This window comes from Yersinia fenwicki (assembly GCF_043099325.1).
GTDB lineage: Bacteria > Pseudomonadota > Gammaproteobacteria > Enterobacterales > Enterobacteriaceae > Yersinia.
The window spans coordinates 3,644,689-3,669,509 of the sequence record NZ_CP170755.1 but is presented as its reverse complement, the minus strand read 5'-3'; the positions used below and the strand labels follow the sequence as shown (position 1 = coordinate 3,669,509).

The window sequence follows — 24,821 nt, the reverse complement described above, 5'->3', positions numbered from 1 at the left end:
TAATCACTGAAAAATGGTACTGCTGCATCATTGGTGTGTGGCTATCTAAATTTTTGTTGTCAATCATAGACATAATTTATTTATTCCATTGAATTTAAAGTGAATTGTGATTTTAGTTATTATCATTAAGTATCACGTTGTCTCATAAGAAATCACCAAAACCCGCTTGTAAGTGTAGGTCAAAGTGTAGGTTGTTATGTAGGTTATGGTATAATTGTACTCAATAAACGCACAACCTACACTTGGTAAGAAAAGCTGTATTTTAGCCTAATTAAGTCAAGTGGTTAGCCATAAAATGGATCTTATATGACGGATAAACCAGCAGGCAAACCTTTGTCATCCAAAGCTATCGAAATGATGAAGCCCACGGACAAAAACAAAGCTGATACGGGTGAAAACCGGGGCTTGCGTGTGACTTGCGGCGCTTCTGGTATCAAGACCTTTTTCTACCGCTATACTAGCCCAGTGACCAATAAGCTGTCACAGGTAAAAATTGGAAGCTTCCCGCAAACCTCGCTCGCAATGGCCCGCATGAAGTTGCAAGAACTCAAACTAATCAGAAGTGAAGGGCGCTGTCCGGCGTCTGAGCTGAAAGATGAGAAGCAACGATTATTAGAAGAGAGCCAAAAACCGAAAGCGGCAGTGCTGACAGTTGAAGGGTTGGTTGAGCTGTACCTGACTGAACGGATAGAAGACCGTAAAAGTAATGACGGAAAAATCATTCCAGGAGCGCGTAAAAAGAAAGGGCAAAAGGAGGTGCGGCGTACATTGGAAAATGATGCAGTTGCCAAATTAGGTGCGCGTGTTGCAGTAGAAATCACTCGTAAAGATATCGTCGAACTGGTTAATGGAGTGATTGAACGAGGTGCCAAAGTTCAGGCAGGAAATCTGTTGCGTGAACTATCCTCTGCCTATGAATTTGCAATTGGCTTAGGGCGCTTCGATGACAGCTTTGCTAACCCGGCACTGTTAGCTAAATCCAGTCTGCGCCAGACCAACATCAAACTGACCTGTGAACGTGGCACTCGAATACTGAGTGAGAAAGAATTAGCTAAATTCCTGCATTGGCTTCCCGGCTCTGCTTATACGCCAACGATCAAAAATGTGCTGCGGCTGACGCTCTGGACTGGGTGTCGAACAGGCGAGGTCTGTAACATGGCCTGGGATGATGTAGATCTCGATAAGGGAACTATACATCTGCGAGAAACCAAGACTGGGGTAGAGCGTTATGTCCAGTTATCGACTCAGGCTATCGACTTTCTTAAAATTCTGCGCCTCAACTCTGATAAATATCTATTCCCCTCTCAAGCGACCAAAAGGCCAATTCAACAGAAGTACCTGACCGAGAATTCATGGCGTTTACGTGAAAGCGGTCAAATGCTTGATATACCTCACTGGACGCCCCACGATCTGCGCCGTACAGTACGGACAGGGCTATCCCGTTTGCAATGCCCAAATGAAGTTGCAGAGGCCGTGTTAGGGCATACGCGTGGTGGTATTGAGAGAATCTACAACCTGTATAAGTATGATGCCGAGTGCAAGAAGTGGTTACAGGTTTGGGCGAATTATTTGGCTAGCTTGCTTACTGCTAACCACGATATTTCCTATTAACTCAGTTGTATTGCCTCAGACTTAATCTGATATCGTTACTACTCTGGGCACAATTAGCTCCGACAATCAGCTCAGTGCCAGAAGCGGAAGTGAACAACTCAATTCAGACTAGCCAGTTTCAATTTACTATTAATATACAAAAAATTAAACGCGATAATTTACAATATATTATTCGCTATTTTGAGTTTTTAGGGATATTTGGGGGAGACTTTATACCAGATTGCGCACTGACTCACGGGTAATTACTCGGTCTGATTTACCCATAATGCCATGCGACAATACTTATGGCTTACTTACAGGCGCTTGGTCGCTGGTTCAAGCCCAGAGTGTCCATCAAATAAAACAAAGAACTACGCAATTATAAACACGCCATCAAAAAAATTGAATTTCGTCAAACTGTCAGGATAGAAAGTTTCTAATAATATAATTCTCCGCAAAATCCTCTACTAACCTCCCTTTAATTTTGACGCTTCCTTTACAACCAATTTCAACAAAATACTCCTCGTTAAGGATTTTCATATTAAAACCTATCTTAGTTAAGTTTGAATCAATATCTCCAAGATGGTTTTTCATCTTGCTAATCAGATCAGAATTTGAAGAAACAACCATTTTCACTCTCGAGTCTTTGAACAATTCGTTGGTTGTAAGCTCAATATCAGTCAAATTAACATCATATTCCTGTTTACACAGTAACGATATAACATTCTTTAAGTTGATAATTTTATTAGCAATAATACATTGAAAACCCAAGGCTTTCAATAAATCAGTCCTGAATGGTATTAGTGATCTTGTCGGGTTGGTAATATATAGCGTATTGTCTTTTATCTTAGCTTCATTGATAGCATAATCAATAGTCGTATTTTCATACTCATCTCCGAAGGGCGTCACAACCTTATCAATATTGATATTCTTTTTTATGTGCCGAAAATAAATCCCATTATCATTTCTCTTATTTAGACTAAAACCAGAATTGGCATCATGTGTAAAACGATGCTCAAGAAATCGGTTAACGATTTGCTCGTGATTTAGTTTCGATTCGAAATCATAAAATACTATTCTTTTTTCCATCGCAGCGTCTCTTTACGGTAATGAAGAATATACTTTAAGAGCTGTTTGATATATTAACTTACCTATATTTTCTTGATCGCTCTTCAACGGATTTTCTGTAGTGACATTAAGTTTATCTCTTGAGGAATATTTTTGCACTGTTTTAACACAATATTTTAACCCTTTAGCCTTATCTTTATCACTAAACTCTATCTCAACAGTGTAACAATCAGATTTATCCGAACCAACCTTTGGAATAACCTTACGTATCTTCCAAGTTATTTTATAAATGTAATAGTTATCGACATTTAAACTACCATATATTTTAGAGGTTAATATTTGCCTTCCTCTTAATATAGCATTCCTAACCTCCCCAGTGAAAGCTTCGTCTACACTTTCACTTTCATCTGTCAAAGAACTTTCCTGCTCCTTCTTATCATCAACTTTTTTAACTGCAACAGTGACTACATCATAAACATCATAATTTTCGACATTATTTATTACTTCCAGGAAAAATTTGTTTCTTGTCGGTATGCTAGAGAATTCAAAATCAAACTCAATTGGTTTTAACTCTGTTTGTAGCTTTGTAGAAAGTTGACTAATCAAATGCTCCTTTATAATAGAGCCAACTTTATTAGCGGGGTAATTTAACATAGCTCCCTTATCATTTATGTCACATTCAACAATGCCTTTGCGGAATGATTTTTGGCGCATAGGTGGTTTTGAATGATCAAATTCCACGTATTCATAATTGATTACTACTTTATTACGCCCAAACTTTTGAACATTCGCAGTTATTTGATGGTCCTCTAAGGCGCCTTTTATTGCATCAAAGGTTTGTACAATCTGCGTTGTTGTAACCTTTTTATCAATATCAATACTCGACTTACTTTCCTTTTTATCCTGATTAGCAAGTAAGGAGGATAAATAAACATATTCATAATAGTCGAATCTGAGGTATTTTAGTATGTTAATCAATTCTTCTTTAGACGCTAAAGGCGAAACAATGATATTTCGCTCCTTTAAAATTTTAATTAAATGCAAAGGTTTTATTTTTTGAGCTAAAAGACCATCTCTTATGTTTTGATCATTCATATAATATATGCTATGACCATATTTTTTCTCTACATCACTCACGACAACACCCCCAACTCAATCGGCGAAAATTGTGGAACAACTTGATCAATTGTACCTTTAACCATGTTGTTGGCTAAAGCTCTTGACTCTTCTTCACTGCGGCCTAAAAACTTATAATATTTACATATAGCAGTTATTAAATTATTAGCAGCGTGATCATTCTTTTTGGTAAGTTTAATCCTAACGTTAATAGTATTATCTATTATTTGATAATAACTTAAGGCATCAATAAAATAATCAAACTCTTCCTCTTCTGAACCATCTTTTGTATAATATATTAAGTAACCAGCTTTCTCTCTTTCACATTCCGCATGTTTTATTATAATCCAAGGAGAAGATAAAACATTAATGGTAGCAGGCTCTGTATAATCATGGTCAAAATGATTTTTAATTAGCATTTCATTTGGATGATAGTAACTAAATTTATTCAACTTAGGTAACTCATCCTTGCCTATCATTACTCTAATATCACTGGCAATGCTATTCAAAGTAGTAATTTGATAGGGAGAGAAAATACAAATCATTTTGTCACTATCTAAATGATTATCATCACTTCCAATCTCTGCGATTATTTCTGAAAAATTCCCGTTATAACCACCGCAATGGTTATATACAAAGAGCATTCCTATAACTGAAAAACTCCCTGTCGGCTTGAAAAGCTTTCTCCAATTTTCATTATATGCCGCACAATTAGTTGCATATGAAAGTGAATGGATTGCCTTATTAATTTGCTCTTTACTTATTGTAGTTTTCGCATAACTTTTTAGATCAGTGTTTATATATTTAACTTCGCCATCGTAAGGATCTCTGTAATAAAAAATACAATCTGAAGGATGATCTTTTTTTCCACCATGCTCTTCTGGACTGTTACAATCCCAACTATGATCAGAAACAACCTTTCTTTCCCATTTAAAAACTGCGAACAAGTTGTCTGCTACTTTTTCTGCCATTTCAGATATATGCTTTGTTTCACTCATTAGATATTCCGTTTAATTGAGAGCATATGAAGGAACGCTACCGCCCTCAGCAAAGACAAAGCTGAATATGATAGACGCCTGATTGTAAGTACGCTTGGAACGTCATTGATTTAATACATAGTTTTCTCTTGTAAGCAACTGTAACTTAGCGCGTGTTCAGCCCAAAATCCCCGCTGGCTCACGGAATACAACAGCGAGCGGCCTCATGAATACCTGAATACCTGAATACCTGAATACCTGAATACCTGAATACCTGAATAACCGGTCACCAGAAGAGTACCGGCTGATGATAGAAAAACCGGAAACCTCAAAAAGTGCGTGGAGCTTAAATGGTTATGCTTACAGTGTGTTAAGGTGAATCATTGATAACTTTACTGGGTGAGATGCAATAAATGGAGAAGATCGAACGTCGGTTTCAGCGCTGGAAAGTCATTATGGTTCCGGGGGAGAAATCCTATGAAAGCTGGGATGAAATGGTGACTGGTGAAAACTTTCCAGAAGAGGCTAGACAAAAATATAAAACGCATCGTACTAAGGCAATCGATCAGACGTTGAACCAACCCGGTTACATTCATACCATGTCTGAGAGTGGAATCACTGTCCGGTACCGAATGGAACGCTGGCGCTGAACGTGCATAGTCGCAGGACGTACAGGGATGTTATATCAAATATAACGGTAACAATCAGTCGTTGTGAGCGTAAAGTCTGCTATTCGCTCATAGCAGACCTCGCGGCGCTTTAGGCGGTCCGCTTCGTGCTAGGAGCGGATGTTTTGAAGGATTGTTTCCGGCAATGACATAACTGACTGGCATTGTTGCAGTGCTGAATCCGTTTCCTCGCGCTGTATGACGCACAGGAACACCTCTGAGCCTGAGATAAATCAAAACCGCCTTTCGGCGGCTTTTCTCATTTATTTTCACTCATTTTATTAAGACGGCGGACCTGGTCTGCCGAGAGCGACAAGCTAGCTGCTGCAAGGTTCTCGCGGAGATGCGCCACCGAAGAAGTACCGGCTATGACCAAAATATTGGGTGATCGCTGAAGCAGCCAAGCAAGCGCTATCTGCTTTGGTGTCGCACCGGCTTCTTCTGCAATCCGGGTAAGCAGCGAGGACTGTAACGGAGAAAATCCCCCGAGCGGGAAAAAGGGTACATAGGCCACCCCTTCTTCTGCAAGCGCGTCGATAAAAGCATCATCGTTGCGGCTGACAAGATTGTACTGATTCTGCACGCAGACAATGTCAGCGACAGCTTTCGCCTCAGCAAATTGTCCGGGAGTCACGTTGCTAAGCCCGATATGGCGGATTAAACCTCTCTGCTGTAAGCGGACAAGCGCCTCAAGTGACTCAGCGAAGGGAGCTTCCTGAGGTCCGTTCGCATCCCCCAGTCTCAGGTTGACAATGTCAAGCGTACTGAGTCCCAGTGTATCAAGATTTTCAAACACTGCGCGTTCAAGTCCTGCCGGACTCCGATCAATCTGCCAGGACGCATCTTCTCTCCGGACAAAGCCTACTTTGGTGACCAGAGTCAGGCTGTCCGGATAGGGTGACAGTGCCTCGCGTATCAGCTGATTCGCAACATCGGGCCCATAAAACTGTGCGGTATCGATATGGTTTACCCCCATATTTACCGCCTCCCGTAGCACCGCAATTGCCGCCTCTTTATCACGTGGCAGTCCCCATACGTGCGGCCCGGGAAGTTGCATGGTGCCATAACCCATCCGCCTGAGGCTAAGGCGGGTTCCGGCAGGTGTGTAAATATCGTCAGTAAGGTGATATTTCATAGGATTTTCCTGAACATGCGTGCTGTGGAGGGGCGAATAAATTTTATGGCTTGTGAAAGCTAGCCTGGCCGGGATAAAATTGCACCCGGTGCAAATAAATGTATTGCACTGAGTGCATAATTTCAATAGAAACGGGAAAGTATCGTGTCAGAAGCGTCATCACAGCATGAAGGTCTGCGTGACAGGAAGCGCAGGGAAATGTACCAAAACCTTACTGAAACAGGCCTGAAACTGTTTTCCGAAAAAGGGTTTGAGGCAACAACCCTTGATGATATCGCCAGTGCAGCGGGTATAGCACGGCGCACATTCTTCAACTATTTCAGCTCTAAAGAAGAGATCATCCTGGCCTGGCAGAATGGTCTGCCTGATGCCCTGTATGCCGAAATACTCAGACGGGGCAAAACGGTTATGCCGTTCACCCTTGTCAGTGAAGCCCTGATGACGATGACGATAAATATGTCGCCTGACATTGCGATGCTGATAGCAAAAATCACTCAGTCGACTGAACAGTTGCGTCTGGCAAACCAGATGAAGTTTCTCCGAATGGAAGAGGCCGCTCATGCTGCCCTCTGCGTGCTATGGCCGGAAACGGAAAGCATGCAGGCACTTAAAATCGCTGCTATGGCAGGTGTGGGTGCTATGCGAATTGCAGTTGATACCTGGCTAAGCGAAACGTGCAGTAAACCCCTCAGTCACTATCTCGAGAGTAATGTTCACTCTTTGCAGTCTGCCGTGATTCACTCCTGACAGAGCAGATCCGTACGGCGGAAGTATTTTCTGGCATTACAACAGGATCATTATCTCGTCTGTCTGAGAAATTAACCTGTATCAGACTGAGGCTGACGCGCAAAAAGGATACCTATAACAGAACACGGAGCTGTCGCATAACAATCGATTGGTGATGTCCGCTCCTCGCTCAAAGCTGCCCGTGGTAGTTGCCGTGGGCAGTATTGTGCCAGAATTGGACATTACAAACACCACGGCACGTTAAAAGATGGGAAACAGGTCAGCTCTATATGCTGTCAAAGCAGCATTAAACTTAGCCTTTACTACAAAGGGGAAATTGTTTGCTGCTTGATTTTAAGGTCCTGGGCGGTGCTCAGATCTTTGTGGATGCACTCGCTTCTGGTCATATATCGGCAATCTGTTCAGGAAATGTAGTAACGTTAGTCCCCTGAGAGTAGCTGCACTTCACATGCTATGGGCGGATTTTGGTCGGGTTCATCAGTCGTTGATATAGCGGTGACCCTACATTTTCCTGGCAATTTAGATGTAATGATGAAAGGAGTGTCAATTGGCAGGGCTACCTCTTTTTTCTCTGCCTTAAATTTGAGGAACCAACATAATGTGGCAACAGCGGTAATGATAGCAGCAACAGCTAAGACCTTTTTCATGGAATATCCTTTTGGTTTAGTAATATTAATTACTTTACCCAAAAGGATCCCTAATGTTGGCTTGATTATAAACCAAATATGTTTATATAAAACTGCCCGTCGTTATCATCCGTTTTTTGGATATTATAGGTTATTGGGATACTGGTTGATTGTTCTGGTTTGAGGAACAGCTTCAGGTCAGCCGCACACTGGTATATATCAAGCTTGTTTTGGTGATCAATAGTTCTGACGTTTTCTACGGCAAGATGTAATTTCTCAAATATCTCTGCGCGATAGCTTTTTGACATTTCCTTCTTGGCAATATCAACCACCAAACTCTTAGCGTCATCACTGTTGCATTTTGGTGTACCTGAATCACATCCAGCCAGGCTGATAACGGCACATACTATCATGAGTTTTAATTTCATCTGATTGCCCATCATTACAAGAAAAAGAGCGAGACAGCTAGCAGGCAAAGCAAGGTATCAGCCCCAATCACCGTCAGAGCAATTCCTTTCCATAATTTATTGGCCGTAGTTTTCAGCACTGCCAAAAACATGAACCCGCTCAGAATCAACATGACGGCATCGAGTTTGAATATCATACCCTTTGATTCAGAGACATATTCCATCACTGACATTGCGACTGTTGGCAAAAGCCAGAACAGCCAAAATGTCTTAGTCAGTCCGAAACCACCGCTAAGCAACTTGTTCTTAACTGCATTGAAATCGTTACGTCCCGCCTCTTCATTCTTCTTTTTGTTTTCTTTTAATTTATCGATAAATGACATGGTATATCCTTATTTAATAGGTTGATTGTTTAGTCTTATTTGTTCAAGAATATTAGCCGCACGGTTATAGCCAATTCTAAAGTGAAACTGAATGTCCTTTACTGTTATATTCTTTAACGCAGTATTCAGAATGAAGTGAATGGACTGGCAATAAAGGGCGTCTATTGTTGAGTCTTGGTCGTCAATTGGCAATAATGGGTATTTCTCATTATCAGGTGTACTGGGCATCACTTCCTCAAATAAGTTAATATTAATGCCGAAAAATAGAGTGGTCTGTCATTTATGTGTTGATAACGTAAATTACGAATGTTTGTAATGAAAAGTTTATTTATATATGCCATTCAGCGAATTACCGGCATTCATACCGCAATAGCTATTGCATTCCTCACTGGCTTTGACATTCACCTTAGCCTGCCCCCATTTCAGGGTGATCCGGCATTGACTCTTATCCTGCCATTGTAAAATGCTCTGTTCTGGTGAGTTAGCAATAATAACTGCCGTTCCTTCGACTTCACACGCATGCATATCCACGTTGGTATTCATGGCGAACTTTACCTGCTGGTCATTACCCTTTACGGGGGACAGTCTGATTTCACCATTAGACTTCTGGTAGACAATTGTTTTCCCCTCCATTTTAGCGGCGACTGCCACGTGACAAAATAATCCCGCCAGTAATGCAATAAAGACTTTATTCATCGTTTATTCCTTGTCAGTTAATACGAATGTTTTTAGTGATTTTCCCGAATGTTAGCGGTCTGCGTTTTTCAACATAGAAATAGGCGACGTTGAATGCAGACTTTTTATGATTACCTTTCCCAAGCGAAGGCCAGTCCCGAAAAGCCTCTATTTGGGCTTCTGAATAGGGTGTGGTGGAGAAGTCGAAAAGTACCAGCAACGCCTTGCCGTCGAACTTCATCAGTTTCTTCATTTCCGTGCTGTTAACCGTAGCGGATACCGTTGATTTGGCGGCGGTGGGTTTGCGGACGGCAAATTCCACCGCCACGTCATCAATCACAAAATCGATATAGCCATTTCCTGTAATAGAGCCTGGGAGCTTCCCTTTCACTTCCGGTGATACATCATCAGAAAAGCACCCTAAAAGGTAGCAACGTACCAGTGGGAGGAGTTCTCTTTCACTACACTCATTCAGTCGTAACGTTTTTACAAACTCGGTGCGGTAAAGGGAGTGAAAGAAGTATTCAAAACTTTCTGTTACCGAGGTGATGGTGGTTGCCATGGCTATTCCTTGCCGGTGTTGAGAGAGGGCATTTTATTGATGTAACGACTGGGCCATATTTGCTCTGGCAACATCCCCAGCGCCGCCGCTATCAGTCGTTCAGCCTTGGGGTAGTGTTGGCTGAGCGCATTATTCAATGTGCGAGAACCTAATCCCTGGTCACGGGATAGCTGGGCCAGGCTGAGCCCTTGCTTGTGCAGTGCAGCCACAATGTCAGCCCTGTGCCAGTCCTTAATCCTTCCCTTAGTTCGCTTTTTTTGCGATGCTACGTGGTTATTCACAGTGTTAACTCCTTTGTATCAGTACAGGGACATTAAATGCGAATAAAAGGAACTTATCAAGTTCTCTTTGTGGTCTTTTGTTGGCTCATTTGTTAACGTATTGATATTCTGGACTAAGTTTATGAAAAATATTTTGGATGCGGCTTCTCTTCAGGAAAACCCAGATGATAGTGTTCATGATGAGCAATGGCTCTCTGCACAGGCATTTGTAGGAAAGCCGGGGATGCCGGGGACGGCAAAAGGTTGTCGTTTACGTCTTGAAAAGCTGGCGGCTATGCATCCCGAGATAAGAAGAAAGAGAACGGGACATAAGGGCTTTGAGTACCATATCCGCGCTGCAGGCATGTCGTTGAAAAGTGAGCGGGCAGAGCAATCAGCACAGCCAGCGGTTTCCCCCTATGGCAGTGACGAGCAACTCAACCTCTGGGTGCAACTGTTCAAAACGATGAAACCCCATTCCCGTGACAGACTGTTAAAACAGGCGCTTGAACAAGTGGCTGAAGATATCGCTTTGGCTCAGCCCACGTTACCTTCAGAAGTGATTACATTAGCCCGCCAGTTATTGATGTTTTCAGAAGAGCAGCGCGAAGAGTTACTGGAGATAGTTTCCAGGCAATAACCCATTCGGGATATTATTTCCCCCTACGTTTATCCCTCTTTTACTAATTTAATTAATAATAGTTTCTTGGTGAAACTATTTGCTCGCTACATGCTATTTTGATATAATGTCATTACTGAAACGTGTTTGTTTTCAGCCAGTTTTTAATATTCATTTAATTGTATGCCCATATTATTAATCCTTCACTGGAGGGCTGACTGCATTTAAAAGTCGGCTTGGTGATTATTTAAATAGGAAATAACAATGTGCTCATTATTACAATGGCAAAGGGTCGTAAATAAACTCTTCATAAAATATTATGGGGTAAACATCAATGACACTGCATTCTGTGAAATTAACTTTGCAAAGCGTTACTGGCGTGATGGTGTTCCCCCTTATCAGGCAGTGAATGAATGGGCTTATAAATATGATCTGCGCAGGCTTGATTTAGTTGCTGGGTTGCTGAGTGAAAATGATGAATCTGAAATTAAATATCAGTTCAAAACAAAATAACACAAAGGAGGTTGAAATGAATGTCATCCATCAGGGTAATTATGTGCTTCCGGTTAAACAAGCGCTGATTGATTTATTATTTAAAGAAATGGGTACGCCACCGCCAATGAAATCAAGGTTGCTGGCTGTATCATTTATATTTCGGGATATTCACTACAGCCCGGAAAGTGGTGGCTATCATCCGGTAGAAATTAGACTGGTTCATGATGATGGCCAATTCTATTTTGATTACATTACCGACCTTGCCTATAGGGGGAAAGTTTACCCTGAGCTGGAAAAGGAAATCGATTTTAGCTGGTCACAGCAATACGCTTTCTTTGCGGGAATAGGGGACTTATCCCATCGGGACGGTTGCGAGTTATTCGAACTGTGGCAATCCAACTTTATCAGTTACTGGACGATGGGCGTTTATACCCCTCAAATCCTGTGGGAAAGCTAAGTTAATCCAGTCAGCCATTAATCTGACAACCAATTAAATTAAATCAAAGCGGGAGAAATCTATTGTGACTAAGGATAGAGGGATCAGTGCGTCTCAACAGGGCGAACTGGATTGTCTTTGTGGGGCTTACAGCCTTGTCAATATGATGAGTTATCTGTTTGACGGCAGGGTGAAACGAAGACCACTGATGCGTGCATTGTTGAAGGAGTACGGGTATCAGTGGATGCTTGATGAGTGGTTTACCCACGGCATTGATGAAGACCGCATGGATTGCCTGATCGACACCATATTGCGGCGGGGTTACTACCATAAGCATTTCCCCATCCAGGTTAGCCAACCTTTCAAAGAAGCTCGACGCCTGACCTCAAAACACATCCTCGACGGCATGGCCGACTACCTTACCCCCTCCGATTTCTCCCGCGTCATTCTGATTAGCGACCAATATCACTGGTCGGTGGTCACCCGCATCGATAGCCAGTACCTCTACTTCTTTGACAGCAACGGTCGAAAAAGGTCGCACAGAACCTCGTATTCCCTGCGTGCGGACGCCAGCAGTTACCAGCTATATCCCGGTGCCATTTACTTTGTCGAAAGGGAGTTTTGATATGGCTAACTCTATGCTGGCCTGCAACGAAGATCTGATACTGCAACAGACGCAATCCATCATCGAAAACCGCTACATCCGGGGCCAACAGTTGCTGTCATCGCAGGCGGTGCGTGAGTACTTGAAGTTTAAGCTGGCACCGCTGGAGCATGAAGTTTTCTCGGTCTTGCTGCTGGATAACCAGCACCGGGTATTAACTTACCAGGAGTTGTTCCGGGGTACGCTTAACGCGGTCAACGTCTATCCTCGCGAAATCGTCAAACTCAGTCTGCAATATAACGCCGGAGCGTTAATCCTGGTTCATAACCATCCCAGCGGCGAACCCGAACCCAGCTGGGCAGACAGGGAGATCACCCAAAGGCTCAAGTTGGCGCTGGATCTGGTTGACGTGCAGGTTCTCGACCACCTTATCGTTGCCGGTACGCAGGTGGTATCCATGGCTGAGCGAGGGCTGGTGTAATGCAGAAAGTTACTTGGTTTAATGTACGTTATTCAGGGTTAGGCAATGGCTAAGCTAAAGCTGGCGGTATCGCGAAGAAGTGCAACCACGGTGTTTGATGCGTACATCAATAGCCTGGCAGTGTCTGGGCGCGGAGGTATCACCAGCATGTTGAACAAGAGCGCCTGCATACTCAACAAGCGATCGACAGCGGTAACCTATGCGTGGGAACAACTGGACTTCGGCAAGGTGGCGAGAGTTCGCGCCCACTTAATCGATGCAGGGTATGCCATTGCGTCGGTCAACATGGCATTGGCGGCACTACGGGCATTGGCACAAACCGCCTTTAACCTGCACCGGATGGATGCGGAAACGCTGGCACGTATCAAAGCGGTGAAACGCGTCAAAGGTGATCCTATACGGCAAGGGCGAGCATTAAGTCGGCAGGAAATCCGGTTACTGCTCAAAGCCGCCAAAACCCATCACGAACCCGCCCGTCGATACAGGGACACGGCAATTCTCATGACATTATGCGGGACAGGCCTACGCGCCGGTGAACTGGTCAAACTCCAGGTGGATGACTATAAGAATGGCGTACTGATAGTCCGGCAAGGGAAGGGGCGGAAGTATCGGGAAATCCACGTAGCGCCCGCCGTCGGCAAGGCGTTGACCATGTGGTTGGCAATAAAAGGTGAAGAGGGCGCGCTGTTCACCAGGATCTACCGTTCCGGCCAACCAGCATCAGGGGCACTGACAACGGCGGGTCTTACAATGATCCTGGAACAATTACGCGTGACCGCCGACGTTGCCGAGTTTACGCCCCACGACCTGCGCAGGACGTTCATCACTCAGCTATTAGAGCAGGGCGTCGATATCAACACCGTACGTCAGTTAGCCGGTCACAGCGATATCAGTACGACAGCCAGCTACGATCACCGTGGGGATGAAGCAAAGGTTATGGCTTCACAGCGGTTACGGTGCTGGTAGCGGACCGCTGAGGGCGGCTATTTAATTTCGCAAGGCATTCATTCAAAGCATCAGTGTTTAGCAGAAAATCAACATCCTCCTTCTTCCATTTGGTGGGCTTCAAAGCGATTTGCTTCAGAGGTCTGGGGCCAAACACATCATCTGATGTTGGCTCTTTATTAACATTCATATAATGAACAATATGCGCGTTAGTTTTTCCATTTTTTCTCATGGATTTTGCTATTTGGTAAAGGTTGTACAACTTCTGGCTCTTTATTGTTTCTGGCGGAACAATAGGCGTCGGGAGATTCTCACCACTTAGCTTAGAATTAATTTCATAATAAACTCTTTCAATACAATAGCTTATTGCTTCATCTATAACCTTGCCACTGAGGGTTGGATGGTTGCCATACTCTGGATGCCTGGAATTGCATATACAAACAAGCCTTGAGAAACAATCCAGACCAATCGCTGCATTAATGGACTTCATTTTGGTTTTATATCCTTTTATTTATTAATTTTATGAAATTAAATATTATTTATCGATGATGTAAATCTTGTGCATCCCGCTACAAGAGGGCTGAAAATTATTTTAACTACAATTACATATGTTTTAGCATTAATTTCCATTAACCAATTTTACCCCAAATTTTCTTCCTTCTGTTCGCAATCGTTTGCGCAAGGGGGGATTGTATTAACGAGCGATTTTGCACTCAATCCAGGCAAAAAAGGGGGGTGTATGATTCTTCCATCAACTAACGGGGAGAACATTATGAAACGTAGTGAATTGGTAAAAATCAATGAAGTATTAAAACGCTGTGCAATGAGTCGTTCGACGGTCTACAGAATGATATCTGAAAAACGCTTTCCGACACCGGTTTCGGTAATTGGAAATCGTGCGGTCGCATGGCGGGAAGAAGATATTCAACGCTGGATTGAGGAGCGTCCAACTATAGGTAAATAAGGAGAGTAATGAGTATATATAAAAAATTTCCATTGGCAATATTAAATGATGATCTTGAAGAGTTAGCTGAAGTATTACCTAAATTTGAAACGGCAAAGGAGGTTCGTGCTGAAAGGCTTATAAGAGAGAGAACGTTGCAGAAACATCCGGGGAAGGTTTATCGGGATCTTTTAAATAAGCTTAAGGATTGCCATCCGGATTATCCTTGTGGGAGTGCTGCATGTCCTGAATGTTTCAGGAAACACAGGTTAGAAATGATTGGGGAACTAATTAAAATATGTCGGCAACGTAAGAAGTGGCGTAGCGCGACATTGATCTTCTATCAAGATGCACTTAGTGATGATGAATTACTTGATTGGCGGCCCACAGCGCTAATAGCACGACTTCGACGCTGGTTAAAAGAGTGTGGCTTCGCTGGAATGGTGATTGGTGGGTTTGAAATGGACTTTCATGTGGATGAAAAGAAATGGATGCCTCATTTTCATCTTATCATCCCCAACGATGAGGACGCTATTGAGCGCTTACGAATTAAAATGAAGAACAAGAGGAATATGAATACGCGAAATAAGGTGAAAAATCGCCCCATGTTGGTGAGTAAATTAAAAGCCCCAATGCGGCAAATCAGTTATCGGTTTAAAGCTATCTGGTGGCGGGTTGAATCAATCCAGTATGATGATGTTTATTTTCATGGAAACAAAGAGAGGAAGCGGAAACGCTGGACGAAGAAGTATCGGTTATTGAGCAAGCAGCATGCTGATTCTCTGGTTTTATTAGATGCTATTGGGATAGCTGGATTAACTTTTATGTACAGGGTGAAAAAATATGGTGACCATTTGATCAAGAAGTAATTAACGAGTTAAATTATTAAGGCATTAACTATAAACTACGGCATGAGACATTATAAATAATATTTCACATGAGAAATTATGTGAGAAGTCCCTTGCGCTTTAAATGAGGAAGATAATCAAATGAACGTTAAGGGACCTATAAATTAAATAAGGTTCAATTAAATGAAAGTTTATAAAAAAGAAATGAGCGATAAAGAAGGAAAGCTGCTGGTTACATTGTTGGCTCGGACGAAAACGTCCTCTTTATACCCAGTGGCATATAGGCTAATTGAAATTATCAACTCAGAGGGGCATGAATTAACTCGCGTGCTCGTCCCTGCGGTTGCTCTTATCAATGTATCGGAGTTGAAGAAGGTTTTATTAAGGGCTGGGCATAATCCCAACGTCAGTAAGGGGTATTGGATACGTGCGCACGAGGAGGTTATAAAAGAAACAGATAAAATAATCACACTGTGTTATAAACCGGGTTTCTACGGTGATTCTTATTTATGTGTTAATGATAAAATCATCGGTAAAGTTAAAAGGGAACGGCCGATATTACACCCCAGTGTGAAAAATCATTTGCCGGTTGAGGAAAAGAAGGAAACGTTAAAGTTGTGGAAGAAATATGTCGCTGTATATGCGTTGCACAGTTCTCGTATAATGTTGGCGATTTGCTGTGGCTTCTCCGGCTTCATATTAAAGCTTTTAGATATTGAAGGCGGTGGTTTTCATTTATGGGGGATGAGTAGTACAGGGAAAACCTCAACTGCGTACGTTTTAGCCTCTTTGGCTGGTTCACCTAAGGAAATCATCGTTCTTTGGAATAATACTGACAAAGGCCTTGAGGAAATTGCTGTTGCTCATAATGATAGCTACTTAGCTCTTGACGAGTCTAAGCTGCTGGACAAAGACATATCGGTAGCCGCTAAAATCATGCAGAACCGCGTGTATACGCTATCCGGGGGGAAAGGTAAGACACGTTCTGCAATGTTTGATAATAAGGTTGCGGAATGGCAAGCGAGTATTTTCAGTACGGGTGAGAGTAGCCTTCAACAACTTGCTGACTCCGGGAAAATGGAACGTCTTGAAGGTGAGAATGTCAGGGTTATCGATGTTCATGCCGATGCAGGTTGCGAAATGGGTATCTTTGAATCTTTACCAGAAGGTGTCAGCTCCAGTAACGAACTTGTACATGCAATCAAGGATGTTACTCATCACTATTACGGCAGCGCCAAACCTGCCTTTCTCAAGCGCCTGGTGGCTGATATTCAGGATGATCGTGAGAGTGTGAAACGGAAGCTTGAAAAAGGGATTGAGTTCTTTCTGGATAAGCACAAGGTAGATCGTAACTCCGGCATTCAAGTACGCATCGCCAAACGTTTTGCCATCGCTTATGTAGCAGGTTCCATGGCGGTGAAATATGGTGTTTTACCATTTACAAAGCAGGATGTGATGAAGGGGATCTCAACATGCTACCTGGACTCCCTTAAGGTGGTTTTATCTGAACCTGAAATGACTAAACCCCTAATGGGGAACTCGTTGAATGCAATTATTGATTTTTGCAAAAAGGATGATCTTTTAAATCTGATTGGAAATGATCGCGTAACCCAAACGGAGATTAAAAAGGCACCGGTCATTATCCACAAAGTTAAAGGTCGTGCTGTATATGCAGTTGATAAGGATCTGGTACACAACTACTTGTCGAAATCTCAGCGCAAGGGCATTCTGACATTATTAACAAAGCAAGGGGTGTTATTATCCGATGTGAAAAAGGAGTACAGTACCATTCAGATTATTTATAAACGTAAGCAGGTTGGCCGTCGCTATTGTTTTATTTGCAAAAATCTTGAAAAGCTAATGAAGTAATACATTTATTAGCTGGTAGGGTTTTAATGGAGTGGCTTATAACCACTCCATTAACTATTTCAGGGGTTGGATTGAAAATCCTCAATTATCTTCTGGTTATAATCATCCAAGTAGTTTTGTAGTTCTTTTCGGTCAATCAAACGAACCATCGCGGAATCTGCTAACTCTTTAGCTGATCGGGTAAAGTAAGAGTTTGTTACAACCATTGCTTCATCACACCCATAAAATGCTTTAGCCGAAATTGCCTGCTGTACGGCTGAATTACCTACTGAGCCAGAATAATTTTTTGCCTGTATTACCATATTCTTGCCAAACCGGGTAACAAATAAATCCGCACCCTGATCCTGAGTTTTCTTTGTTTCTTTAACGTCATATCCGATTGTTTGAAATATCTCAACTAAGAAGGCTTCAAACTGGAAACCATCCATTGCATCTACAAGATACATTGTGACAAATTTATTAGGATTGAAATGTTCAAGGCGGGTAGCTAACCTGTCGACCAAAATATCAAAATAGATACTCTCGCAAATGGAAAGAAATTTATTGATGTTGTCTAGTGGTAATAACGGTATGCCAGGTGTTCTTTCAGCCTGCTCATTATATGTTACAGCAGGGTACTGGATTTTATTAGCCCACAGGTAATACAGAAACAAAGAAAGATCTGCACGATAAGTTGTGCCAGCCTCTTCTATCCATGATTTGAGTGTCTCGGTGAGTGTAGGTTTGATATGGCGTTTGACCTCTTTGGCAAACCCTGAATAAATAGAGTTAAAAGAAGTCGTCAGCAGTAATTTGTCTAACAATGATGGCAATTCTTCAAGCTCGTGAAAACCCTTTCGAACAAGTACTTCTTGAAATAGTCTTATTTCTGAATAATCACTGCTATTTTCACTGTTTAGATGACTGTTATCATTCTTATTCTCATATGAAAATCGTGACGTATGGATGAAGTTAGTAAAATAAGGATCTTTAAGATCTGCATATTTCACGAGTACATTATCGAGTAACTGGCTAAGTTGTGACTGCTCTTTCTTCTTGCCAAATAAATCCTTCAATACACCTTTCGATTGGTATTGAAAATCAGGATAATATGACGGATCTAGTGGTGTCATTTGTCGGAGGTTTGGCACACTATCAGAACACCAAGGACAGTTAGTTTCAAAAGTCGTTCTATTGCAAGAGTAGCATTGGTAAATCATTATCATCCCTTATTATATAAATGCAACTTCACGGTATTTTACAAAGATAAATAAATTCTTAAAAATACATTTACCCATGTCTATAACTGTATTTCTGAGTGGTTAATTTACCACTCGGTTTTTATTTAAAAATCTTTAAGACCTATATCAAAATACGGTGTTAAAATTAACTCTTCAAATAAGTCATACTCATGACGTGGCACTTTAACAAAAGTTGAGTTGTGATTAGGTGTCCACCATTTCTCGACACCATAGTACTCCTCTCTGGCATTGGCTTTGTGGATAAGCCGAAAAGGTCTGTCCATCCAACCGTCACTGTGTTTCGTGAAGTAGTTAACCGGGCCAGTGAATTGACCAAGTAGGTATACCCCTTGGTTACCATGAGTCAGGTAGAAGTAATCACCAATCGGAGCGTTTACAAACTCTTCCGCTTGGCTGACAGACGACACTCCTTTACCAGCGGTCGTGCGGTGAATGTAGACTAGCTTTTCATCAATGCATTCGACCATATCCAGAAATGAGAATTCCTTCCAGCCGTGAGACAGCTTCCAGAAATGAGAATTCCTTCCAGCCGTGAGACAGCTTCCAGAAATTGGGCATCAAATCGTTATTCATAAGCCTCTTAGCCTTACGTTGTAAGTGATCGCAATCTGTTGAAATGCGGATCGATTGTGATGACCATTCTGGCGCTGAATACCCATAATCGCAACAAGGTTTGTTGATGAGCTTTTCGCTGAAATCGTTCAAAGAGGGTATCGGGAAGGTATGTAGATGCGTTAACTCGCCTAGTTGCTGGTAATGGGCGATCAACACTACTCAGTACTGGCAGGGGGACCAATACTGAAAATTTTGGCGCTTAAAAAAAAGTGATTGGGTGATTTAGTGATTCCGAATCTGAGGTGCATGGTCAAGGTTGGGTCCCCCAAGGCATTAAGAATCAGCAGAAATTTGCTGTCCTTCATCATCAAGAATTTGTTCGTAAGTCCGCGCATTCATGCCTGCTCCTGGAGGTCTGTTCTGCAATACCATTACTACCCTGTCGGCATAATACTTCGACCGATCATTCAGTATGTTTACGGGTAAAATTCTTTGCGGACGAATCGGGTAATGTGCATCTCGGATAATGTGAATCTGGGAAAATGACCGCCTTTTGACCGCCCAACGTAGCCAGGTTTTGCTATGGTTGACCGGCTAACTACCGGTGTTGCTGGGCGTCAAATCTGCACCTCGTACAATGGTAGGGGTAAACCGGCGATTGATTTTGCAGATCCTGAAGATGGCAAGGATCGGCGGTTTTGAGTGAAATCGCGGTTTCAAAAGAGTGAAATTCAGGAAATAACGTGCGTCTACCACCGCAATCTATTAGCCCCTGACCGTTATTATGCCGCCTAACAACCGGTAACCTTGGGGGTGACCGCTACTCCCATTCTGGCTGAGCTGGGAATTAATTGCTCCTTCAGTCTACCAGGTGTATTACTGTATCTATTATGCTCTATAGGTACTGTATCTCTATATTATTATATATATGTCATTACATACTATAGCCATTATCCAGTATTAGCTATCATGAGGCTCCAGCCTCCAATATTATTATCATCTAATAACCATCTGAACCTTGTTGGGTTCACGCGTGATTTGCGTAATTCAGTTGTAAATAAATGGGGTCAGGGCATGGTGCCATGGCCTCGATATATACAGGTGAATTATGAAACCATACATTACGCATAACAATATCCTTGTGACAGATTCAACGCTGGATTATTTCAAGAAGATTATTTTCAGTATTCCTTATAATGGTGTGCAAAGTTTACGGCGTCCATTTTATCGTAATATAGCAGTATTTCTTCAGCATGTTATTTGTGTCGCTACCTGTAGTCGTAAGAACAGGAAAAAAGCAAAGATTCAGGCGGACAATAAATGGTCTTATTCTGTGCCAGTACCATTTGAGCTGGGCAGGGAGAAACTTCCCGGAGTATTTAAGAAAAGTGGACCGAACTATGAGCGTGCAATGGAAGCACTCGAAAAGGCCGGGATTATCAAACTAACTGGGTATTCAAATACTCAAAGCTCATGCCGGGAATACGCTATATCTCAACGTTTTCTGCGTAAGTTGTTTGGCAACGACAGAGAGGCATACCTTAGCCGTAAGGATCGCTACCATTATCTGACGGACATTTTCACCAAGCGTAAAAGTTACACATTTGATGATCTGATTGGAGTTGCGATCGACCGTGGGAGCAATGCTAAACATAAGCAGTCTAAACGCGATATCCCTAACGTTACCTTCAGGGAGCTGGTAGTAGGTGTGTGGAACAACCTTGAGCCGCTGGAAATCAATCTGGATGCACTACTTGCTTATCATCGTGAACATCCCACGAAGAAAAACAAAATTTTCATTTTCAACTTCCTGTCGCGACTGGCTGAAACAGGTGTGGATCTGGTGAAGGAATCACCGTTAACGGTTTCTTACAGGCAATCTTATAAAACAGCCAGTATTGGAGGTCGATCCTTTGAGGTTGGCACAGGCTTCCAGAGTCTACCGTCTAAAATGAAGTGGGTGTGCCTGGGGCGTGGGCATAACTATGATATCAAGGGATGCCAGCTTGAGATACTACGGCATGAGTTGAAGGCTATTGGCATTTCGGCCAAGTCGCTGGAAGTTCTGGAAACGAGCTATATCTGCCGCGTATTGCGGGTTGCCGAAGAACTGGTGAAGCAATTCAGGTTTTCCAGTGTATTCAATGCCGGGTTTGTTACGCTATCGCTAAAATCAAGCACTAGGCGCCTGTTGAATCGTGAATTAGGTAAGGTAAAAGCAAAACGAGTACTGAAACGCTGGAAGCGCCTTCTGAAACCCTTAAGGCGAGATCTGGCTTTACTGCTAGATCATTATGAAGGCACCGCTAAAACCAATCGTTATGGCAAATGCGTTACCAATGCGGTAGGACAGCCATTCAACACTACCTATAAAGATGTGGAATCGCGTAAACGCAGGAAGTCAGATGTGATGCGCCGGAAGCTGTTGTCGCACATGTTACAGGGTCTGGAAAGTCAGGCTGTATACGATTATGTTGCCAGCCATAAGGGCGTTTGCGCACTGGAGCACGATGGGTTTGTTTCATATGAAGAAGTAACTGACTGGTCACATCCTTACCTTTTGATTGAGAAAAAGCATTAAAGGGAGTCATCCAGTTAGCTAAAGTTAATCCTCGGTTAATAAACGTGGTATGACCTTTGACAGGCTCTAACTTGATGGTCATAACCGACAGCCGTTACCTGTCGGTTATGAGCGAAAAGAAGCGGCAGCCGATGCAGATGCGGCGCAAGCTCCTGTCCCATATGTTGCAAGGGTTGGAAGCCAGGCCATCTATGACTTTGTTGCCACCCACAACGGCGTATGTGCACTTGAACATGACGGTTTTATCAGCCTCTGCAAATTGGCCGATGATGAGTGGCAGCATCCCTATTTGCGGATTTTTTTGAAAAATGAGGCACGTTTCGGTGTGTAACGGGAAGATTTCTATACTCGGAGAGTGACACCCACAACCCTAAAGCTTCTACCGTTTAACGATATCCGCCATGCCAGGAAATGCATCAATGAATGTCATAAGGATGATAACGAATACCAACAGCACTCCACTCTGAATTATCTGACGTGGTGTGAATTGGCAGCAGGCTGGCAAAAGGGGGATTTCGAGCGTAGGGGAACGGACATCACTAACTGAGCGTTATATCTCTTCCTGAGGGGTAGGTTGCTCCATGAAAAGGCGTTTTTAGTTACGGCGGGAAACAAATGCCCCCCGCAACATCAGGGGGCATGGCATTAAAGAGAGTTACTGAGCATCTTTACCGTAATTCGGTGAACGCGGACCATACAGAATGCCGTTAGGCGTTCCTGCCGTCAGCATACGGGTGCTGGTAACACCGGCAATATCATGACTACGATCAGTCAGTGTATCGCTGATTTGTGTGACCGCCGCTTGCACCAACATGCCGATGACACCACCAGAAGAGTTATCGCCTTCATTGCTGGACGCAGTAGCACTGCCGCTCCACAACAATTTGCCGGTTCTCAAATCAACCAGTTTGGCATTCGCAGTGACACGAGTATCACTGGTGATAATCTGATAAGAGGTACCGTATTGCACCACAGTGATGTACAGCACCGCATCTGCGCCAAAGATTTTATGCAGTTTGGCCGGGCTGGCAGCATGGATATCACCCGCATTCGTCATGCCATTTTGCTTAAATGTCTCTTCCACGACAGCAACGGGCAGCACGTAATAGCCCGCCTCAGAGAGTGGATAAGTGACCTGAGACAACATGCCATGGCTGGCAGAAACTTCTGGTGATTGGTTCTGTGGCAGCAAGACCAAAATACTCTTTGGTTTACTTTGCTTAAATGCAGAATAGTCCTGCTGTACTGGTTTGGCACAGCCAGTCAACAGTAGCGCCATCATGACCGCGCAGATTGCGAAAATAGATTTCATTTAAATGCCCCTTTATCCTTGCTCATCAAGAAATCCATAAACGGAGCAGACTCAGGGAATGCCGTTTTCTCGGTATTGAATTCAGCCATCGCCAAATCTGTATGCCCGGTATTGCCATACAGCATGCCCAAATGAGCATGTAAGCCCGGAGGAACTGGCATGTTTTTCGCGCGTGACTTTTCAATATTCTCTTTTAAAGCTGCAATTTGCTGTTCAGGGCTGGCATCCGATTTATAGTAATCATAAATCGTTGTTTGGTAGTTATCCCAGTTGTAAATAGGTTTAGGTGTTGTGGCACACCCCGCCAATACAGCGGCAGCCAGCACCAAAGAGAGCTTTTTCACTAATTTCATGTTGCGGTATCCATACTCGTGATTAAAAATTATTTTTCCATTAATGTTTATTTTGCTGGTTGCCATGCACCGGACTCAATGCCAGCAACCAAATTATTGACGGCTTCACGGATAGCCAAATCCAGCACTTTACCATTCAAGGTCGAGTCGTAACTTGCTGTTCCGCCAAAACCGATCACTTCGCGGTTGGAGAGTTCATACTCGCCAGCGCCTTGTGAAGAGAACACCACTTCAGAGGTTTTCACATTGATGATATTCAGATTCACTTTGGCATAGGCAATCTGAGATTTACCCCGACCCAAAATGCCAAATAACTGACGATCGCCCGTCTCTTTGCGACCAAACTCGGTCACATCACCGGTCACGACATATGTCGCACCTTTCAATTGCTGGCTTTGCCCTGAAATGGCCGCTTCGGTTTTCAGCTCTTCCATATTGGTGCGCTCTAATACGTTAAAGCGGCCAGTTTGTTGTAAGTGCGTCACCAGAATGGTTTTTGACTGGTTCCCCAAACGATCGACACCATCGGAGAATATCCCGCTCATATAGCTTGAACGGTTGTCGAATTTACCCACAGAAATAGGGCTGCGTGGGCCGTTATATTGCGTGCCGTAAGAGGCGACTTTCGCCACTTCTAACGACCGCGAGGACTCAGAGGCACATCCACTTAATAAAAATACGATTATTAAGGAGGAGGCTAAAAATATTTGTTTCATCATAAAAGTACTATTCTCGATAAAAGATTGAAAAATTATATCTGATGCCCTTGGCAGACCTGTTATGGAGCACTTAGGCAGCCAAAAAACTCAGATGGTTAAACAGGTTACTATTGGGTCTCTTTTTTATTAGAAATACATATTAAATCAAAAAGATAAAAAATGTCATTATTAGGCAAAGCCAGTTCCCTACATCAGTGTGAGTTCACCGCACTATTAGCCGAACCATCTCTACTCTGAGAAGCGGCGAGAGGCAGGAGGATTTATTTTCGACAGGTGTAGTGGTCAAGTAAAACTGGCCAAGGCTTTAGAGTTTTTCCAGAACAATCTTTCTGATTCATTTGGCGTCAAACCACCATTATATTGATGAGGTCTGAGCTGGCTGTAATATCCCGTTATGTAATTCGTTATCGCTGTGCTGGCTTCGCTAAAATTCACGTAACCGTTATCCGGCACCCACTCCGTTTTCAGACTTCTAAAAAAATGCTCCAGCGGGCTATTATCCCAGGAACTCAGGCTTTGCTTTATTTTATATCTCCACAGTAACTGCCTGAAATTCCTATTGGTATAGTGGCTGCATTGATCCGAGTGATACAGTAAATTAGCCAG

At 42.9% G+C, this 24,821-nt stretch carries 29 protein-coding genes and 2 pseudogenes; 14 read left to right on the top strand and 17 right to left on the bottom strand.

Annotation, left to right across the window (positions count from 1 at the left end; all coding sequences use genetic code 11):
* The first annotated feature begins 306 nt into the window (after window positions 1-306).
* On the top strand, window positions 307-1,611 hold the full coding sequence (locus ACF3VQ_RS16735) for a site-specific integrase (RefSeq protein WP_050878917.1): 1,305 nt from the start codon (window positions 307-309) through the stop codon (window positions 1,609-1,611).
* Window positions 1,612-2,010: 399 nt separating this feature from the next.
* Here the strand turns inward: ACF3VQ_RS16735 and ACF3VQ_RS16730 are convergent, their stop codons facing one another.
* Genes ACF3VQ_RS16730 through ACF3VQ_RS16720 form a run of 3 tightly spaced genes read right to left on the bottom strand, consistent with a single transcriptional unit; the run spans window position 2,011 to window position 4,772 of the window.
* Window positions 2,011-2,679: a hypothetical protein gene (locus ACF3VQ_RS16730; protein WP_392432214.1), complete on the bottom strand. Its 669-nt coding sequence runs from the start codon at window positions 2,677-2,679 to the stop codon at window positions 2,011-2,013.
* Between the two features lie 12 nt (window positions 2,680-2,691).
* Window positions 2,692-3,795 (bottom strand): hypothetical protein, encoded by a 1,104-nt coding sequence (locus ACF3VQ_RS16725; RefSeq protein ID WP_392432213.1) that lies wholly within the window; start codon window positions 3,793-3,795, stop codon window positions 2,692-2,694.
* On the bottom strand, window positions 3,792-4,772 hold the full coding sequence (locus tag ACF3VQ_RS16720) for a hypothetical protein (protein WP_392432212.1): 981 nt from the start codon (window positions 4,770-4,772) through the stop codon (window positions 3,792-3,794). Before ACF3VQ_RS16720 ends, ACF3VQ_RS16725 begins: the two co-directional genes overlap by 4 nt.
* Before the next feature lie 171 nt (window positions 4,773-4,943).
* Here ACF3VQ_RS16720 and ACF3VQ_RS16715 point away from each other — a divergent pair.
* Both ACF3VQ_RS16715 and ACF3VQ_RS16710 read left to right on the top strand, forming a co-directional pair.
* A pseudogene (locus ACF3VQ_RS16715) lies at window positions 4,944-5,130 on the top strand (hypothetical protein); the annotation flags it as partial.
* Between the two features lie 34 nt (window positions 5,131-5,164).
* Window positions 5,165-5,401: a hypothetical protein gene (locus ACF3VQ_RS16710; RefSeq protein ID WP_155483167.1), complete on the top strand. Its 237-nt coding sequence runs from the start codon at window positions 5,165-5,167 to the stop codon at window positions 5,399-5,401.
* A 277-nt stretch (window positions 5,402-5,678) separates the two neighbouring features.
* Here the strand turns inward: ACF3VQ_RS16710 and ACF3VQ_RS16705 are convergent, their stop codons facing one another.
* Window positions 5,679-6,554: an oxidoreductase gene (locus ACF3VQ_RS16705; protein WP_392432211.1), complete on the bottom strand. Its 876-nt coding sequence runs from the start codon at window positions 6,552-6,554 to the stop codon at window positions 5,679-5,681.
* A gap of 198 nt (window positions 6,555-6,752) precedes the next feature.
* On the opposite strand from ACF3VQ_RS16705, the gene ACF3VQ_RS16700 reads away from it, so the two are divergent.
* Complete coding sequence (locus ACF3VQ_RS16700; RefSeq protein ID WP_392432210.1) at window positions 6,753-7,301, top strand: helix-turn-helix domain-containing protein; 549 nt, start codon at window positions 6,753-6,755, stop codon at window positions 7,299-7,301.
* Between the two features lie 419 nt (window positions 7,302-7,720).
* Here ACF3VQ_RS16700 and ACF3VQ_RS16695 read toward each other — a convergent pair whose 3' ends face one another.
* The 6 genes from ACF3VQ_RS16695 to ACF3VQ_RS16670 form a co-directional block, all read right to left on the bottom strand.
* Window positions 7,721-7,948 (bottom strand): hypothetical protein, encoded by a 228-nt coding sequence (locus ACF3VQ_RS16695; RefSeq protein WP_392432209.1) that lies wholly within the window; start codon window positions 7,946-7,948, stop codon window positions 7,721-7,723.
* Window positions 7,949-8,013: 65 nt separating this feature from the next.
* The gene (locus ACF3VQ_RS16690; RefSeq protein WP_050878924.1) at window positions 8,014-8,355 is read right to left on the bottom strand and encodes a hypothetical protein; all 342 of its coding nucleotides are present in this window, start codon (window positions 8,353-8,355) and stop codon (window positions 8,014-8,016) included.
* Between the two features lie 14 nt (window positions 8,356-8,369).
* A complete protein-coding gene (locus ACF3VQ_RS16685; protein WP_050878925.1) occupies window positions 8,370-8,717 on the bottom strand; it encodes a hypothetical protein in 348 nt (115 codons plus the stop codon).
* A 324-nt stretch (window positions 8,718-9,041) separates the two neighbouring features.
* On the bottom strand, window positions 9,042-9,413 hold the full coding sequence (locus tag ACF3VQ_RS16680) for a hypothetical protein (protein WP_050878927.1): 372 nt from the start codon (window positions 9,411-9,413) through the stop codon (window positions 9,042-9,044).
* Window positions 9,414-9,426: 13 nt separating this feature from the next.
* A complete protein-coding gene (locus tag ACF3VQ_RS16675; protein WP_050878928.1) occupies window positions 9,427-9,954 on the bottom strand; it encodes a hypothetical protein in 528 nt (175 codons plus the stop codon).
* 2 nt (window positions 9,955-9,956) lie between these two features.
* Window positions 9,957-10,235 (bottom strand): helix-turn-helix transcriptional regulator, encoded by a 279-nt coding sequence (locus ACF3VQ_RS16670; RefSeq protein ID WP_050878929.1) that lies wholly within the window; start codon window positions 10,233-10,235, stop codon window positions 9,957-9,959.
* Between the two features lie 121 nt (window positions 10,236-10,356).
* Between ACF3VQ_RS16670 and ACF3VQ_RS16665 the strand changes: the two genes are divergently transcribed.
* From ACF3VQ_RS16665 to ACF3VQ_RS16640, 6 genes are all read left to right on the top strand, one after another.
* On the top strand, window positions 10,357-10,854 hold the full coding sequence (locus ACF3VQ_RS16665; RefSeq protein WP_230831945.1) for a hypothetical protein: 498 nt from the start codon (window positions 10,357-10,359) through the stop codon (window positions 10,852-10,854).
* A gap of 243 nt (window positions 10,855-11,097) precedes the next feature.
* Window positions 11,098-11,346: a TA system toxin CbtA family protein gene (locus tag ACF3VQ_RS16660; protein ID WP_050878930.1), complete on the top strand. Its 249-nt coding sequence runs from the start codon at window positions 11,098-11,100 to the stop codon at window positions 11,344-11,346.
* Between the two features lie 16 nt (window positions 11,347-11,362).
* A complete protein-coding gene (locus ACF3VQ_RS16655) occupies window positions 11,363-11,785 on the top strand; it encodes a DUF2787 family protein (RefSeq protein ID WP_050878931.1) in 423 nt (140 codons plus the stop codon).
* A gap of 64 nt (window positions 11,786-11,849) precedes the next feature.
* A complete protein-coding gene (locus ACF3VQ_RS16650; protein ID WP_050878932.1) occupies window positions 11,850-12,389 on the top strand; it encodes a hypothetical protein in 540 nt (179 codons plus the stop codon).
* A gap of 1 nt (window position 12,390) precedes the next feature.
* Window positions 12,391-12,849: a DNA repair protein RadC gene (gene radC, locus ACF3VQ_RS16645; RefSeq protein ID WP_392432208.1), complete on the top strand. Its 459-nt coding sequence runs from the start codon at window positions 12,391-12,393 to the stop codon at window positions 12,847-12,849.
* A 45-nt stretch (window positions 12,850-12,894) separates the two neighbouring features.
* Window positions 12,895-13,815, top strand: coding sequence for a site-specific integrase (locus ACF3VQ_RS16640; protein WP_050878934.1), 921 nt, complete (start codon window positions 12,895-12,897; stop codon window positions 13,813-13,815).
* Here ACF3VQ_RS16640 and ACF3VQ_RS16635 read toward each other — a convergent pair.
* A complete protein-coding gene (locus ACF3VQ_RS16635) occupies window positions 13,784-14,284 on the bottom strand; it encodes a hypothetical protein (RefSeq protein ID WP_050878935.1) in 501 nt (166 codons plus the stop codon). The genes ACF3VQ_RS16640 and ACF3VQ_RS16635 overlap by 32 nt on opposite strands.
* Window positions 14,285-14,566: 282 nt before the next feature.
* Between ACF3VQ_RS16635 and ACF3VQ_RS16630 the strand changes: the two genes are divergently transcribed.
* The 3 genes from ACF3VQ_RS16630 to ACF3VQ_RS16620 all read left to right on the top strand — a co-directional run bounded on the left by ACF3VQ_RS16630 (window position 14,567) and on the right by ACF3VQ_RS16620 (window position 17,454).
* The gene (locus tag ACF3VQ_RS16630; RefSeq protein WP_392432207.1) at window positions 14,567-14,758 is read left to right on the top strand and encodes a helix-turn-helix transcriptional regulator; all 192 of its coding nucleotides are present in this window, start codon (window positions 14,567-14,569) and stop codon (window positions 14,756-14,758) included.
* An 8-nt stretch (window positions 14,759-14,766) separates the two neighbouring features.
* Window positions 14,767-15,606 (top strand): hypothetical protein, encoded by an 840-nt coding sequence (locus ACF3VQ_RS16625; protein WP_050878936.1) that lies wholly within the window; start codon window positions 14,767-14,769, stop codon window positions 15,604-15,606.
* Window positions 15,607-15,768: 162 nt separating this feature from the next.
* Complete coding sequence (locus ACF3VQ_RS16620) at window positions 15,769-17,454, top strand: DUF927 domain-containing protein (RefSeq protein ID WP_392432206.1); 1,686 nt, start codon at window positions 15,769-15,771, stop codon at window positions 17,452-17,454.
* Between the two features lie 59 nt (window positions 17,455-17,513).
* Here the strand turns inward: ACF3VQ_RS16620 and ACF3VQ_RS16615 are convergent, their stop codons facing one another.
* Both ACF3VQ_RS16615 and ACF3VQ_RS16610 read right to left on the bottom strand, forming a co-directional pair.
* On the bottom strand, window positions 17,514-18,653 hold the full coding sequence (locus tag ACF3VQ_RS16615) for a restriction endonuclease (protein ID WP_392432205.1): 1,140 nt from the start codon (window positions 18,651-18,653) through the stop codon (window positions 17,514-17,516).
* 125 nt (window positions 18,654-18,778) lie between these two features.
* Window positions 18,779-19,102, bottom strand: a complete 324-nt coding sequence (locus tag ACF3VQ_RS16610) for a hypothetical protein (protein ID WP_392432204.1) — start codon at window positions 19,100-19,102, stop codon at window positions 18,779-18,781.
* 1,256 nt (window positions 19,103-20,358) lie between these two features.
* Between ACF3VQ_RS16610 and ACF3VQ_RS16605 the strand changes: the two genes are divergently transcribed.
* The gene (locus ACF3VQ_RS16605) at window positions 20,359-21,831 is read left to right on the top strand and encodes a hypothetical protein (RefSeq protein WP_050878941.1); all 1,473 of its coding nucleotides are present in this window, start codon (window positions 20,359-20,361) and stop codon (window positions 21,829-21,831) included.
* Window positions 21,832-22,486: 655 nt separating this feature from the next.
* On the opposite strand, the gene ACF3VQ_RS16600 is transcribed toward ACF3VQ_RS16605, so the two are convergent.
* From ACF3VQ_RS16600 to ACF3VQ_RS16585, 4 genes and pseudogenes are all read right to left on the bottom strand, one after another.
* Window positions 22,487-23,143, bottom strand: coding sequence for a DUF799 domain-containing protein (locus ACF3VQ_RS16600; RefSeq protein WP_050878943.1), 657 nt, complete (start codon window positions 23,141-23,143; stop codon window positions 22,487-22,489).
* Window positions 23,140-23,496, bottom strand: coding sequence for a DUF4810 domain-containing protein (locus tag ACF3VQ_RS16595; protein WP_050878944.1), 357 nt, complete (start codon window positions 23,494-23,496; stop codon window positions 23,140-23,142). Before ACF3VQ_RS16595 ends, ACF3VQ_RS16600 begins: the two co-directional genes overlap by 4 nt.
* Window positions 23,497-23,543: 47 nt before the next feature.
* A complete protein-coding gene (locus tag ACF3VQ_RS16590) occupies window positions 23,544-24,215 on the bottom strand; it encodes a CsgG/HfaB family protein (RefSeq protein ID WP_050878945.1) in 672 nt (223 codons plus the stop codon).
* Window positions 24,216-24,497: 282 nt separating this feature from the next.
* Window positions 24,498-24,812, bottom strand: a pseudogene (locus tag ACF3VQ_RS16585) (IS3 family transposase); the annotation flags it as partial.
* Window positions 24,813-24,821: the final 9 nt, after the last annotated feature.

Excerpts from the sequence above, each read along its gene's own strand:
- ACF3VQ_RS16735 (WP_050878917.1), top strand. The coding sequence starts at position 307 with ATGACGGATAAACCAGCAGGCAAACCTTTGTCATCCAAAGCTATCGAA.
- ACF3VQ_RS16730 (WP_392432214.1), bottom strand. The coding sequence starts at position 2,679 with ATGGAAAAAAGAATAGTATTTTATGATTTCGAATCGAAACTAAATCAC.
- ACF3VQ_RS16720 (WP_392432212.1), bottom strand. The coding sequence starts at position 4,772 with ATGAGTGAAACAAAGCATATATCTGAAATGGCAGAAAAAGTAGCAGAC.
- ACF3VQ_RS16710 (WP_155483167.1), top strand. The coding sequence starts at position 5,165 with ATGGAGAAGATCGAACGTCGGTTTCAGCGCTGGAAAGTCATTATGGTT.
- ACF3VQ_RS16705 (WP_392432211.1), bottom strand. The coding sequence starts at position 6,554 with ATGAAATATCACCTTACTGACGATATTTACACACCTGCCGGAACCCGC.
- ACF3VQ_RS16700 (WP_392432210.1), top strand. The coding sequence starts at position 6,753 with ATGTACCAAAACCTTACTGAAACAGGCCTGAAACTGTTTTCCGAAAAA.
- ACF3VQ_RS16695 (WP_392432209.1), bottom strand. The coding sequence starts at position 7,948 with ATGAAAAAGGTCTTAGCTGTTGCTGCTATCATTACCGCTGTTGCCACA.
- ACF3VQ_RS16690 (WP_050878924.1), bottom strand. The coding sequence starts at position 8,355 with ATGAAATTAAAACTCATGATAGTATGTGCCGTTATCAGCCTGGCTGGA.
- ACF3VQ_RS16685 (WP_050878925.1), bottom strand. The coding sequence starts at position 8,717 with ATGTCATTTATCGATAAATTAAAAGAAAACAAAAAGAAGAATGAAGAG.
- ACF3VQ_RS16680 (WP_050878927.1), bottom strand. The coding sequence starts at position 9,413 with ATGAATAAAGTCTTTATTGCATTACTGGCGGGATTATTTTGTCACGTG.
- ACF3VQ_RS16675 (WP_050878928.1), bottom strand. The coding sequence starts at position 9,954 with ATGGCAACCACCATCACCTCGGTAACAGAAAGTTTTGAATACTTCTTT.
- ACF3VQ_RS16665 (WP_230831945.1), top strand. The coding sequence starts at position 10,357 with ATGAAAAATATTTTGGATGCGGCTTCTCTTCAGGAAAACCCAGATGAT.
- ACF3VQ_RS16660 (WP_050878930.1), top strand. The coding sequence starts at position 11,098 with ATGTGCTCATTATTACAATGGCAAAGGGTCGTAAATAAACTCTTCATA.
- ACF3VQ_RS16655 (WP_050878931.1), top strand. The coding sequence starts at position 11,363 with ATGAATGTCATCCATCAGGGTAATTATGTGCTTCCGGTTAAACAAGCG.
- radC (WP_392432208.1), top strand. The coding sequence starts at position 12,391 with ATGGCTAACTCTATGCTGGCCTGCAACGAAGATCTGATACTGCAACAG.
- ACF3VQ_RS16640 (WP_050878934.1), top strand. The coding sequence starts at position 12,895 with ATGGCTAAGCTAAAGCTGGCGGTATCGCGAAGAAGTGCAACCACGGTG.
- ACF3VQ_RS16635 (WP_050878935.1), bottom strand. The coding sequence starts at position 14,284 with ATGAAGTCCATTAATGCAGCGATTGGTCTGGATTGTTTCTCAAGGCTT.
- ACF3VQ_RS16630 (WP_392432207.1), top strand. The coding sequence starts at position 14,567 with ATGAAACGTAGTGAATTGGTAAAAATCAATGAAGTATTAAAACGCTGT.
- ACF3VQ_RS16625 (WP_050878936.1), top strand. The coding sequence starts at position 14,767 with ATGAGTATATATAAAAAATTTCCATTGGCAATATTAAATGATGATCTT.
- ACF3VQ_RS16620 (WP_392432206.1), top strand. The coding sequence starts at position 15,769 with ATGAAAGTTTATAAAAAAGAAATGAGCGATAAAGAAGGAAAGCTGCTG.
- ACF3VQ_RS16615 (WP_392432205.1), bottom strand. The coding sequence starts at position 18,653 with ATGATTTACCAATGCTACTCTTGCAATAGAACGACTTTTGAAACTAAC.
- ACF3VQ_RS16605 (WP_050878941.1), top strand. The coding sequence starts at position 20,359 with ATGAAACCATACATTACGCATAACAATATCCTTGTGACAGATTCAACG.
- ACF3VQ_RS16600 (WP_050878943.1), bottom strand. The coding sequence starts at position 23,143 with ATGAAATCTATTTTCGCAATCTGCGCGGTCATGATGGCGCTACTGTTG.
- ACF3VQ_RS16595 (WP_050878944.1), bottom strand. The coding sequence starts at position 23,496 with ATGAAATTAGTGAAAAAGCTCTCTTTGGTGCTGGCTGCCGCTGTATTG.
- ACF3VQ_RS16590 (WP_050878945.1), bottom strand. The coding sequence starts at position 24,215 with ATGATGAAACAAATATTTTTAGCCTCCTCCTTAATAATCGTATTTTTA.